Raw genomic sequence first — 12515 nt, 5'->3', positions numbered from 1 at the left:
GCGCTGCGGTGGGCGGACGGCTGAATGCCGCCGTCCACCCTCGCGCCACGACGTGCGCGGGCGGACTGCCCAGTAGGATCGGATTTCGGTTCGCTCCACGTGCCGCCGACCAGGTTCGAGAGTCCGCTCCGGAGATTGCTGTTACCGAGGTCAACCTGCTGGTTCGCGGCCCGGCTCGGTCCGGACCGACGGAGCGGGGGAGCGAAGCGGAGGAGCGGAGGAGGGAAGACCGAGCTTGCAGGGCCGCGAACCCGCCGGAGCGAAGCGGAGGCAAATTGGACACGGAACGGGGGTTCGGGTGCGCGCATCGTGGCGTGCGGTGATGGTGATGGCGGCGACGGTGGTAGCGGTCGCCGCCACCGGATGCACCGCGAATCCGCCGCCGCCGATCGAGAGCACCGACAGCCCCAAGACGACCCCGGCCAAGCCGACCAAGAGTTCGGTGGTGGTGGCGGTGGACGACATCGGCATCGGGTTCAATCCGCATCTGCGCTCGCAGCTCTCGCCCGCGACCGCCGCAGTGGCCTCCATGGTGCTGCCCAGCCCGTTCCGGGCGGCGCCGAGTCCGGCGGTGCCGGGCGGCACCGACTGGGTGCTGGACCCGGCGCTCATGGTGTCCGCGGATGTGACCGCGCAGGAGCCGTTCACCATTACCTATCAGCTCAAGAACGAGGCGTCCTGGTCCGATGGCGCACCCATCGCGGCCGAGGACTTCCGCTACCTGTGGCAGCAGATGATCTCGCAGCCGGGTGCGGTGGATCCCGCTGGGTACCGGCTCATTTCGGATGTGAGCTCCTCGGCCGGCGGTAAGACGGTGACCGTCACCATGGCCGCGGAGTATCCGGCGTGGCGGCAGCTGTTCGCCGATCTGCTGCCCTCGCATCTGGTGAAGGACTCCGGATTCGAGCAGGGCCTGGTGGACACCATCCGCATCTCGGGCGGGCAGTTCCGCATCAAGCAGACCGATCGCGGCCGCGAGGAGATCCTGCTCGAGCGCAATGACCGGTACTGGGGCAAACCCGCTGTGCCGGACCAGATTCTGATGCGGCGCGGCGGCACGGCCGCGCAGGTGGCCGAATCGCTGCGGGTCGGCGATGCGCAGATGGCGCTGGTGCGCGGCGGGGTCGCCCTGCAGGCGCAGCTGGCCGCCATCCCGTCGGTGCGGACCGCGGTGCAGGCGCAGTCGCGGGAAATGCAGCTGGTGCTCAATGGCCGCAGCGGCGATCTGGCCGATGTGCGGGTGCGCCGGGCGGTGCTCGGGTTGCTGGATCCGGTGTTGCTGGCCACCGTGGGCGCGCAGACCGGCAGCTGGATGGAGCCGGTGCGCGCGCAGGTGCTCGCGCCCTCGGATCCGGGCTATGTGCCGACCGCGCCGCCGCGGCTGAGCCTGGAGGAGTCCTTCGCGCTGCTGGCCGAGGCCGGATTCGGGCGCGCGCCCGAACAGCCGGTCAGCGATTCCCCGACATCGCCCGCGCCGCAACCGCGTCCGATCGCCAAGAACGGCAAATCGCTGACCGTGCGGATCGGCGCGGTCGACGGCGACGACTCGACGCTGGCGGTGGCCAATTCCGCCGCCGACCAATTGCGCAGCGCCGGAATCGATGTCATCGTCAGCAGCGTCGGCGCCGAACAGCTCTACGGCAAGGATCTGACCGACGCCGGGATCGACGCCATTGTGGGCTGGGAGCGCGCCGGGGACGATCCGGCCACCGTGCTGGCCTCCCGGTACGGCTGCCCTCCGGTGGAACCCCCCGGGGGCAACGGTGATTCGACCGCCGTCGACGATGCCAAGAAGGCGCCCTCGAACCTGTCCGGCGTATGCGATCCGACGCTGCAACCGGCCATCGACGCCGCGCTGCGCGGTATCGACGTGCCCAAGGTGATCGCGGAGGCCGAGCCGAAACTGTGGGAGCTGGCCACCGTGCTGCCCATTGTGCAGGACACCCAGGTCGCCGCCGCCGGGCCGAATGTGGACGGGGCGTCGCTGCAGGGCGCCATCCAGGCCGGCATCTACGCCGATGCCGCGAACTGGCGGCGGCTGCCGTGAGCGCCGCGACCGCGACGGGCGGGCTGCTGCTGGTGCACGCGCATCCCGACGACGAATCCATCACCACCGGCGGCACCATCGCGCACTATCGCCGGCTCGGCATCCCGGTGACCGTGGTGACCTGCACCCTCGGTGAGGAGGGCGAGGTCATCGGCGAGGAGTTCGCGCACCTCGTCGCCGATCGGGCCGATCAGCTCGGCGGGTACCGGATTCACGAATTGACCGGGGCCCTGGCCGCATTGGACGCGGCGCCGCCGCGCTTCCTGGGCGGAGCGGGCCGCTGGCGCGACTCCGGGATGGCGGGCACGCCGTCGGCCCGGAATCCGCGCGCCTTCGTCAATTCCGGGGAGGCGGCGGTGGACGCGCTGGTCCAGGTGATCCTGGAACTGCGCCCGCGCGTGGTGGTCGGCTACGACCCGCGCGGCGGCTACGGGCACCCGGATCATATTCGCGCCCACGAGATCACCATGGCGGCGGTGGACGCGGCGGCCGAGTGGGGCTGGGCGGTGCCGAAGGTCTACTGGACCGTCACCGACGGCGCCGTGCTGGCCATGCACACCGATGCGCTCAAGCGCCGCACCGTCGATCAGCTGCCGGGCGCGCTGCCGCGCGGCTGGCGGTTGCCGCACGACGGCGAATTGGCCTGTGTGCCCACCGAATCCGTCACCACGACGGTGGACGTCTCGGATGCGCTCTCGGCCAAGCGCGCCGCCCTGCGCGCGCACGCCACCCAGGTGACGGTGGCGCCGTCCGGCCGCGAGTTCGCGCTGTCCAATGACATCGCCCAGCCGGTGCTGCCGGAGGAGCACTACATCCTGGTGCGCGGCGAGCGCGGCCCGGTGGGCCCGGACGGCCGTGAGCACGATCTCTTCGCCGGATTGCCCGACACGCTCGGGTCCCGCGCGGCCGACGTGACACACTGACCGGCATGTACAACTGGGATCTGCAGAATGCCATCGCGGCGTTCGTCGAGAGCCAGCGCCCGCACTTCCAGGCGCAGCACGACCTGTACCTGCACGTGCTGTACGGGTTCGTCGATATGCAGAGCCACCTGCTGACCCTCCTCGGCTTCCCGCCGGTGCCGTGACCGCCGCCGTGGGCGCCCGGCCGGGCGATTCCGGGGCAGCCGCCGCGCCGCGGCGCAATTGGCTCAATGGCGTGATCGCCGGACTGCTGGTGCTCGACGCCCTCGTCACGCTGGTGCTCGAGGTGCTGTTCCTGCCCATCTACGCCGGACACGCGAATGTGCCGCAGGCGCAACCGCTCCTGGCGGAGGCGGCGCCGCTGGCCGCGAACCTCACCGCCGGGGCGATCCCGGTACCGCTCACGGCCCTGGCCGCGGCGGTGGTGAATGTGCTGCTGGTGGCCGGGATGGCCAGTGTCAGCAATAATCTCGGCCTCATCGTCACGCCGCTGACGGTGTGGACGCTGGGCTATCTCTACCTGGCCATGTTCGCCGGGCCCGGCAATGACGTGGTGCTCATCCAGGATTGGCCCAGCCTGCTGCTGCTCCTGTGCGGCCTGTTCCCCGCCGGGTTCTACCTCTATTGGAAGCTTAATTCGAGCTTCCGCGCACCTGTTCGCTGACCGCGGTCACACTTTCGATCCCTGCTTCGTCAACGTAGCGACGAACTGATCACGCTATCGACGAACGAGGGAAAGACAATGGCTTTCGAAGAGCTCCGCAAGGCTGTCCAGGGTCGCGTGCTGGTGTCCGGCGACGCCGGCTACGAGGCGGCGGCCGCGGCTTGGAACACCGCCGTCACGCAGCGCCCGGCCGCGGTGGTGGAGGCGGCGCACGCCGAGGACGTGGCCGCGGTGGTGCGGTTCGCGCGGGCGAGCGGGCGGCCGGTGGTGACCCAGCCGACCGGGCACGGTGCGACCGGCGAGATCGAATCCGCCATCCTGCTGCGCACGGGCGCGCTGAACACCGTCGAGGTGGACGGTCCGGCGCGGCTGGCGCGGGTGGGCTCCGGCGCGAACTGGGGTCGGGTGCAGGCGGCGGCCGCCGTGCACGGGCTGACCGGGCTCGCGGGCAGCAATCCGGTGGTCGGCGTGACCGGCTATACCCTCGGCGGCGGTCAGGGCTGGTTCGGGCGCAAGCACGGCTGGGCCTCGGATGCGGTGCGCGCCTTCGAGATCGTGGATGCCGAGGGCCGTGCGGGCCGGGTGACCGCCGACAGCGATGCCGAGCTGTTCTGGGCGCTGTGCGGCGGCGGCGGTGATTTCGCCGTGGTGACCGCGATCGAATTCGAGCTGTTCCCCGCGCCCGGGCTGTACGGCGGCCGGGTGCTGTGGCCGGCGGTGCAGTCGCAGCGGGTGTGGGAGGCGTTCCGGGAGCTGACCGCGTCCGCGCCCGATGAGCTCTCGGTGTGGTTCCACCGGCTGCAGCCGCCGCAGGCGCCGGAAATGGTGGCCCTGGACGTGGCCTATCTGGGCGATCCGGAGCAGGGGCGGGTGCTGACCGCCGCCATCGATCGGATCGGCGGGGCCATGGCCGATAGGCGCGGCGCGCTGTCGGTGGCCGATCTCGGCGACATCTGCGCCGAGCCGACCGCGCCGAGCCCGTCCATGTCGCGCGCCGAGCTGCTCACCGATCTGGACGACGAGACGGTGAAAGTCCTGCTGGGCGAGCCGATCGCGCCGCTGATCAATATGCAGGTGCGGCATCTCGGCGGTGCGCTGTCGCGGACCGATCCGGGTGCGGGCGCGCGCGGGCCGGTGACCGAGCCGTACCTGCTGTACCTGCTCGGCCTCGGCCTGCCCCAGTTGCGGGAGGGCGTGGCGACCAAGCGGCGCGAGATCGCGGACGCGCTGGGCGCGCACATCTCCGGTGCGAAGCCCTACACCTTCCTGATTCCGGGCGAGTCCGCCGCGGCGGCCTTCGATGCGGAGACTATCGCGCGGCTGCGTGCCATCAAGCGTGCTCGCGACCCGCAGAACGTGATTCGCGCGAACTACCCGGTCCTCGACTGAGTTGCCCGGGAACCGTCTCGGCTGGAAGATGTGAATCCGTAGTCACTTCGGGATCTTTCCGTTACTCTCACCGCGAGGAAGCGTGACGAATCGCTCAATTCGAGCGGTTCGACACGCAGGTGGGACGCAGAACGCGTTCGGGAGCGGAAGATTTCAGTGGGCAGCTGGCAGAACCTGCGCAAATCGGTTGGCAGGATATCCGATTCGAGTGGGCGCGGAGTCCGCGGCTGGGTGAGCGTCCGGGTGCGCCTGCTGGCCATCGTGCTCATTTCCAGTGTGACCCTGCTGGCCATCGGCGGTGGCGCGGCGGTGTACCTGGTGCAGGACGCGCGCGAGGCCAAGCAGTGGGCCGAATTGGCCAGCAGCACAACCACACCCGCGATCCTCATGGTGTCGGCCTTCGAGGAGGAACGCCGGCTGTCGGTGCTGCGGCTGGCCGGTGACCTCACCGCGGTGAGCGAGCTGACCGGCGCGCGGCAGCGCTCGGACGCGGCGCTGGCCGCGGTCATGGCCAAGGGCGATGCGGCCCGGGAGCTGAATCCGGATGGGTCGGCCGCCGATATCGAGGGCTACAACAAGCTTTTCGCCATGGTGCCGACGCTGCGCGCCGGGGTGGATTCGGGGCAGATGCCCGCGGATCAGGTGTTCGGGTTCTTCACCGCGGTGATCGGGACCATCATCTCCGCCTCCATGCTGGCGGCGCGGGTCGCGCCCGATGCCGCGATCGGCATCGAACTGGGCTACGGCGTCGAGCCGCTGCGGGCGGCCGAGGCGCTGTCGCAGGCCGACACCATGGGCGCGGTGGCGCTGACCACGGGGGAGATGTCCGCCGCGACCCTGCTCGAATTCGGCCGCCGGGTGGGCGAATTCCGCGGTGAGGTCGCCTATTCGGCCGCGGTGCTGAAGGGCGTGCGGCTCGACCAGCTGAACGCCATTACCGGCAGCACGGCCTGGCAGCAGGTCACCGCCATGCAGGATGCGCTGCTGCTGCGCGGGCCGGTGACGCCCGCGGACAGCGAGACGACCAGCGGCACAACGGTATCCGTGGAATCCGAGGACGCCGCCGCGGAGCTGCCGACCAGCCTGGAGGCCTGGCAGCACGCCTCCCGGCAGGTCAATGTCGCCCTGCAGACGCTGTGGGAGGACCAGAGCCGCGACGCGCACCTCATCGCCCGCGAGCAGGGTGCGGCGGCCACCCGCAATTCGCTGCTCGGCGGTGCCGCCGTGCTGCTGGTGGCCACCGTGGCCTTCGTGCTGGCGCTGGTGCTCGCCAACCGGTTCATCGGGCGCATGCGCCGATTGCGGCGGGACACACTGCAATTGGCCGATGAGCGGATGCCCGAGCTGATCCGGAAGCTGGGCGCGGGCGAGGAGGTCGACGCCTCGGCGGAGGTGTCGCGGCTGGACTTCGGCACCGACGAGCTGGGGCATGTGGCCGATGCCTTCAACCGCGCCCATGTGGTGGCGGTGTCGGCGGCGGCCGCCGAGGCCCGCACCCGCGCCGGCATCAATGCCGTATTCCTCAATATCGCCCATCGCAGCCAGGTGGTGGTGCATCGGCAGCTGTCACTGCTGGACCGGGCCGAGCGCGAGGAGAAGAACGCCGACCAGCTCGAATTGCTGTTCCAGCTGGACCATCTCGCGACCCGGGCCCGGCGCAATGCTGAGAACCTCATCATCCTGGGCGGCGAGCAGCCGGGCCGGCGCTGGCGGAATCCGGTGGCGCTGCTGGACCTGGTGCGCGGTGCGGTGGCGGAAAGCCTGGACTACACCAGGATTCAGGCCGGCCGGATGCCGGAGGTGTGGATCGCCAGCCGGGCCGTCGCCGACGTCATCCACCTGCTGGCCGAGCTGCTGGACAATGCCACCGCCTGTTCGCCGCCGGAGTCGGAGGTGACGGTGTCGGCCGTGGTGGTCGGCCGGGGCGTGGCGGTGGAGATCACCGATCAGGGACTCGGCATGACCGAGACCGAGTTCGCCGAACGCAATGCGGTGCTGGCCGATCCGCCGGACTTCAGCGTGGCGACGCTGTCCGGCAATACCCGGCTCGGCCTCTTCGTGGTCGCGAAGCTGGCCGCGCGGCACGGTATCTCGGTGCGCCTGGGCGAGTCCGTGTACAGCGGTGTGCGGGCGGTGGTGCTGATTCCGTCGGCGCTGCTGGAGGATGTCGGCGCGCATGCCCGGTTGCGGGGCGGCCGTGGCGCCGAAACGCTCAGCGGCGGCCCGGATACCCTGCAGAATCTCGCGCCCGCGTGGCCGAGCGCGCTGCGATCGGATCGGTTCCCGGTGGTGCCGGTGGCGGATGAGCCGGTGCGGCAATCGCATCCGGCGCCGGTGTCGACCCTGGTGAGCGATGCCCCGGCCGTGATCGAGCGGGTCGATCCCGTGCCCCGGATCGCGCCCGCGCTGCCCGCGGCCCCGCAGGCTGCGGCTCCCCGTCCGGCGCCGGTGAACGGCGCCCGGCCGGAACTGCCGCGCCGCAGCCGGAAGACGCCCGAACAGCCGAGTACGGACGCGCCGGCCGCCGCCCCGCCCGCGTCTGCCACCGCGCCGCGGCCGCGCACCGCCGAGGAGGCGCGCAATCTCATGAGCGCGATCTCGAAGGGCACCCGCCAGGGCAGACAAGTACGGCCCGACGCCGACTAGACCAGATTCACCGAATAACTCCATCGACGAGAAGGCGATCATGACCACTTCCCAGCGCATCGACCTCGGCTGGCTGCTCGACGAACTGGTCAACGGCCTGACCGACGCGCAGTCGGCGGTGCTGCTCTCCACCGACGGCCTGCTGCTCGGCGCCTCCGCGGGACAGGACCGTTCGGAGGCCGAACGCTTCGGCGCCATGGCCTCGGCTCTGCACAGCCTGGCGCGCAGCGCCGGTCACCACTTCAAGGCGGGCGGGGTGGTGCAGACGGTCGTGGAACTCGATCAGGCGGTGCTGTTCATCACCGCGGCGGGGGAGAACGCCTGCCTGGCGCTGCTGGCCGCGGACACCGCCGATATGGGGCTGGTGGCCTTCGAGATGAATCAGACGGTGCAGCGCGTGGGCACCCATCTGTCGGTCGACCCGCGCAGCAGTGCGGGCGGTTCGCCAGCCGGGTCCTGAACGGCGCGGCCATGAGCGATCAGCGCGAGCACTGGTACGAGGACGAGGCGGGCCCGCTGGTCCGCCTCTACGCCGTGACCCGTGGTCGAGGCCGCACCGAGCGACCGGAGCTGACCATGTCCACGCTGGTGGTGGTCGCCGACCGCGGGCCCCGGCTGCGGCGGACCGAACCGGAGTACGCCGCCATCGAGAAGCTGTGCCGCGCACCGCTGTCGGTGGCGGAGGTGTCGGCGCACCTGCATCTGCCGCTGGCCATGACCAAGGTGCTCATCGGCGATCTCATCGACGACGGCGTGGTCATCTTCCGGGCCCCGCCCACCCCGACGGGCAGCAGCGCCGATATGGGGCTGCTGCACGCCGTGCTGGAAGGCATCCGATCGCTCTGAGGCATTTCCCGCCGGTTCCGCAGGGTGTGTCAGCTCAGCTGGGCCGCAAGACGTTTGGCGTTCATATAGGCGATGGCCTCGATGGACACCATGGGGTTGACGCCGGGGGCGGTGGGGAAGCTGGAGCCGTCGGCGACGACGATATTGGCGACATCCCAGGTGGCGCCGTCGGGATTGGTGGCCGACAGCTCCGGGGACCCGCCCATGCGGGCCGAGCCCATGATGTGCAGTGCGCCCATGGCGCACTGGCCCGGACCGTATCCCGCCGTCTTGCAGGCGGCGTCGAACTCGGCGAGCGAGCCGCGCGTCCCCGGTTCGAAGGACACCCCGGCCTGATGCCCGGAGAATATGCGCCGCGCCCCCGCGGCCTCGAGAATCGCCGCCGCGCCGACGATTCCGCGGTGCAGGTGCGCCGCGTCGTAGTCCGACAGCTTGTACTTCACGATCGCCTCGCCGGTCTTGTCCACCTCGACGGTGCCCGAATCGCGATCGCGGGTGATGACGCCGACGGCATTCGAGCGCGCGAAATCCAGCATGGTGGAACGGAATTCGGCCGCGCCGCGCCAGCTCATGAAACCGGTGCCGAGACCGGGATGGGTCGGACCGGTTTCGTAGATGACGCCGTAGCCGTTGCCGTCCAGATCGGCGTGCTGGCGGCTGATGCGGGTCTGCAGGCCGCCCTCCCAGGGCCGGATCTCCTCGTCGAAGACGCCGAAGACCGCGGCGGCGGGATGCAGGCGCAGGTGCCGCCCGATGTTCTTGTTGCGCAATCCGGAACGCCGCAGCAGCGCGGGCGTCTGGATCGCGCCCGCGGCGACGACCACCGCGCGCGCCGTGACGGTGATCTCGGCCCCGCCGGACGTGCGCGCCGAAACCGCTTCGGCTCGGCCGTTCTTCACCTCGATGCGCCGGACATCGGCGTCGACGACCAGCCGCGCGCCGTGCGCGGCGGCATCGGAGAGCCAGGTCTTGGTGACCGACTGCTTGGCGCCCAGGCGGCAGCCGTAACCGCAGCGACCGCATTCCACACCGGCGTCGCAGGCGTCGGAGACATTGCGGGGCAGGGTGTCCACGTCCCAGCCGAGTGCGCGGGCGCCTCGTTCCAGGACGGCGTCGCGCGCCGACAGCGGCGAGCGCTGCTCGTTCACGCCGATCCGCTTCGACACCGCCTCCAGGGCGTCGCCGAATTCGGCCTCGGCGAACTGCGGCACGCCCAGCTCGGCCCACTCCTGGCGGACTCGATCGGGAGTGGGGAGCGAGGTGCTCCAGTTCACGACGGTGCCGCCGCCCAGACAGCTGCCCGCGACCAGGTTGATCTGTCCTTCCGCCGACGCGGCCGGACCCGCCGCGTACAGGGTGGTCAGGGCGGCGAGCTCGCCCTTGCCGAAATCCCGGTCGTCGTAATAGTTTCCGCGCTCCAGCACCACCACGTCCAGGCCGGCCCCGGCGAGTACCGCCGCGGCCGCGCCGCCGCCCGCACCGGAGCCGACGACCACGACATCGCAAGTGAGCGTGGTGGATTCGGTGAACCGCAGCGGTTCCAGCGGCGGTTGCGGCGCGGTCGGCAGCGCCCCGGCCGGGGCCGGATACCCGATCCGCTCCCACAGCGGATTCGTGCCGGACGGTCCGGGCGTCACGTTGTAGGCGAGCAGGGCCGCGCCCTTGAGCGCCTGGAAGATCGCCCGCACCGGCGCCAGCCCCGAATCGCCCAGCCGCAGCAGCGCCGCCTCCCGCCGCTCCTGCGGCAGCATCGAGAACTTCCGCAACCCATTGCCGGTGAGCAACCCCACGAGCCGCGAATCCCACAGGCCCAGCAACATGGCCAGCTGCTTCTTCTCGGCCTCCCGCGGATTGCGCCCCAGGATGGAGAAGATGGTGTCGACGGTCCCGAGGTCGCTCGCCGCCGGCAGCGTCAGCCCGTCACCCGGCAGGAACGTATCGCAGATCATGCCCAGTGCGGCCCGCTGTTCGGCCGTAGGTTCCATGACGAATCCACCCTTCGTAAAGCTCGGGTGATTTCTACCACACAGCCATGAATCCGTGCTCACTTCAAAGCGAGTTCAACTGGTGAAAGTGACTGAATCAGGAGTGAATTCGTAATTACATGGTGATGGCCTCGGGCAGTTCCCGCACCCCGCCGCGGTCGGCGGACTGCGCGAGCAGCGCGTAGGCCCGCAGCGCCTTGGACACCGGCCGGTTCCGGTCCTTCGGGCGGAACCCGGCGGCGGCCCGGCGAGTGCGGCGCTCGGCGAGCTCGGCGTCGGCCACCTCCAGCCGGAGGGTCCGCGCCGGGATGTCGATGCTGATGCGATCGCCGTCCTCGACCAGGGCGATCACCCCGCCCGCCGCCGCCTCCGGGGACACGTGCCCGATGGACAGTCCGGAACTGCCGCCGGAGAAGCGGCCGTCGGTCACCACCGCGACGGAATCGGCCAATCCACGGCCCTTCAAATACGCGGTGGGGTACAGCATTTCCTGCATGCCCGGCCCGCCGCGCGGACCCTCGTAGCGGATCACCAGCACATCCCCGGCCCGCACGCGCCCGGTCAGGATGGCCTCGACCGCGGCCTCCTGCGAGTCGGCCACCACCGCCGGCCCGGCGAAGCGGTGCATGCCCGCGGCCACGCCCGCGGACTTCACCACGGCGCCGTCGATCGCCAGATCGCCGCGCAGCACCGCGAGCCCGCCATCGGCCGAGAACGCGTGCGCCACATCGCGAATGACACCGCCCTCGGCATCGGTGTCGAGGGACTCCCAGCGCTCCGACTGCGAGAACGCGGTCGCGGAGCGCCTCCCGCCGGGGGCGGCGTGGAACAGCTCGATCGCCTCGGGCGCGGGATTCGGTCCGCGCACATCCCAGTCGGCCAGCCACTGCCGCAGCGAATCCGTGTGCACCGAACGGACTTCCGTATTCAGCAGTCCGCCCCGGTGCAGTTCGCCGAGGATGGCCGGTATCCCGCCCGCGCGGTGCACGTCCTCCATCAGGGCGCTGCCGTTCGGCGCGACCTTGCACAGGCACGGCACGGTGTGCGAGCGCGCCTCGATTTCGCGCAGCGTGTAGTCGAGTTCGGCCTCGCGCGCGGCGGCCAGCAGATGCAGGACGGTATTGGTGGACCCGCCCATGGCCAGATCCAGGGCCATCGCATTGTCGAACGCCGCCCGCGAGGCGATGGCCCGCGGCAGCACCGCGTCGTCGTCCTTCTCGTAGTAGCGGCGGGTGATGTCCATGACCGTGCGCCCGGCCCGCTCGTACAGGTCGCGGCGGGCAGTGTGGGTGGCCAGCGTCGAGCCATTGCCCGGCAGCGCCAGCCCCAGCGCCTCCACCAGGCAGTTCATCGAGTTGGCGGTGAACATGCCCGCACAGGATCCGCAGGTCGGGCAGGCGTTCTCCTCGATGCGGGTCATGTCCTCGTCCGAGACGGCGTCATTGACCGCCTCGCTCATGGTGGTGATGAGATCCAGCCGCCGCACCGTGCCGTCGGTGAGCACGGTCCGGCCGCCCTCCATGGGTCCGCCGGAGACGAACACCGTGGGGATGTTCAGTCGCATGGCCGCCATCAACATGCCCGGAGTGATCTTGTCGCAGTTGGAGATGCACACCAGCGCGTCCGCGCAGTGCGCCTGGACCATGTACTCGATGGAATCGGCGATCAGATCCCGCGAGGGCAGCGAGTAGAGCATGCCGCCGTGGCCCATGGCGATGCCGTCGTCGATGGCGATCGTATTGAACTCCCGCGGAATGCCGCCCGCCTCCCGGATCGCCGCGCTCACAATGCGCCCCACCGGCTGCAGATGGGTATGCCCGGGCACGAACTCGGTGAAGCTGTTGGCCACCGCCACAACGGGTTTCACGCCGATATCGGCGCTGGGAACACCGGAGGCGCGCATGAGCGCGCGGGCTCCCGCCATATTCCGTCCGTGGGTGACCGTCCGCGATCTCAGGTGAGGCATGGTGAAATCCTGCGCCCGCGCCGCGCGCCCGCGAAGACGCCCTTTGTGC

General features: G+C 70.6%; 10 protein-coding genes. 8 read left to right on the top strand and 2 right to left on the bottom strand.

The annotated features are described in order from the left end of the window. Nucleotides 1-322: 322 nt before the first annotated feature. The 8 genes from ACYQ5L_RS32340 (at nucleotide 323) to ACYQ5L_RS32305 (ending at nucleotide 8515) form a co-directional block, all read left to right on the top strand. Nucleotides 323-2047, top strand: a complete 1725-nt coding sequence (locus ACYQ5L_RS32340; protein ID WP_459963614.1) for an ABC transporter family substrate-binding protein — start codon at nucleotides 323-325, stop codon at nucleotides 2045-2047. Next, nucleotides 2044-2970 (top strand): N-acetyl-1-D-myo-inositol-2-amino-2-deoxy-alpha-D-glucopyranoside deacetylase, encoded by a 927-nt coding sequence (gene mshB, locus ACYQ5L_RS32335; protein WP_459961972.1) that lies wholly within the window; start codon nucleotides 2044-2046, stop codon nucleotides 2968-2970. The genes ACYQ5L_RS32340 and mshB overlap by 4 nt, the downstream gene beginning before the upstream one ends. 5 nt (nucleotides 2971-2975) lie before the next feature. Then, the gene (locus tag ACYQ5L_RS32330; RefSeq protein WP_169814747.1) at nucleotides 2976-3134 is read left to right on the top strand and encodes a hypothetical protein; all 159 of its coding nucleotides are present in this window, start codon (nucleotides 2976-2978) and stop codon (nucleotides 3132-3134) included. Next, entirely contained in the window at nucleotides 3131-3634 is a 504-nt protein-coding gene (locus ACYQ5L_RS32325) for a hypothetical protein (RefSeq protein ID WP_459961971.1), read from the top strand. The genes ACYQ5L_RS32330 and ACYQ5L_RS32325 overlap by 4 nt, the downstream gene beginning before the upstream one ends. A gap of 78 nt (nucleotides 3635-3712) precedes the next feature. After that, nucleotides 3713-5023, top strand: coding sequence for an FAD-binding oxidoreductase (locus ACYQ5L_RS32320; protein ID WP_459961970.1), 1311 nt, complete (start codon nucleotides 3713-3715; stop codon nucleotides 5021-5023). 231 nt (nucleotides 5024-5254) lie between these two features. Beyond that, nucleotides 5255-7669, top strand: a complete 2415-nt coding sequence (locus tag ACYQ5L_RS32315) for a sensor histidine kinase (protein WP_459961969.1) — start codon at nucleotides 5255-5257, stop codon at nucleotides 7667-7669. Between the two features lie 40 nt (nucleotides 7670-7709). Next, the gene (locus ACYQ5L_RS32310; protein ID WP_459961968.1) at nucleotides 7710-8129 is read left to right on the top strand and encodes a roadblock/LC7 domain-containing protein; all 420 of its coding nucleotides are present in this window, start codon (nucleotides 7710-7712) and stop codon (nucleotides 8127-8129) included. Between the two features lie 11 nt (nucleotides 8130-8140). Then, complete coding sequence (locus ACYQ5L_RS32305; protein ID WP_459961967.1) at nucleotides 8141-8515, top strand: DUF742 domain-containing protein; 375 nt, start codon at nucleotides 8141-8143, stop codon at nucleotides 8513-8515. A gap of 29 nt (nucleotides 8516-8544) precedes the next feature. Here the strand turns inward: ACYQ5L_RS32305 and ACYQ5L_RS32300 are convergent, their stop codons facing one another. Next, the gene (locus ACYQ5L_RS32300) at nucleotides 8545-10500 is read right to left on the bottom strand and encodes a GMC family oxidoreductase N-terminal domain-containing protein (RefSeq protein ID WP_459961966.1); all 1956 of its coding nucleotides are present in this window, start codon (nucleotides 10498-10500) and stop codon (nucleotides 8545-8547) included. A gap of 115 nt (nucleotides 10501-10615) precedes the next feature. Then, on the bottom strand, nucleotides 10616-12466 hold the full coding sequence (gene ilvD / locus ACYQ5L_RS32295; protein WP_459961965.1) for a dihydroxy-acid dehydratase: 1851 nt from the start codon (nucleotides 12464-12466) through the stop codon (nucleotides 10616-10618). Between the last annotated feature and the right edge of the window lie 49 nt (nucleotides 12467-12515).

This window comes from Nocardia sp. IFM 10818 (assembly GCF_054655275.1).
This window is presented reverse-complemented; position numbering and strand designations above follow the sequence as displayed.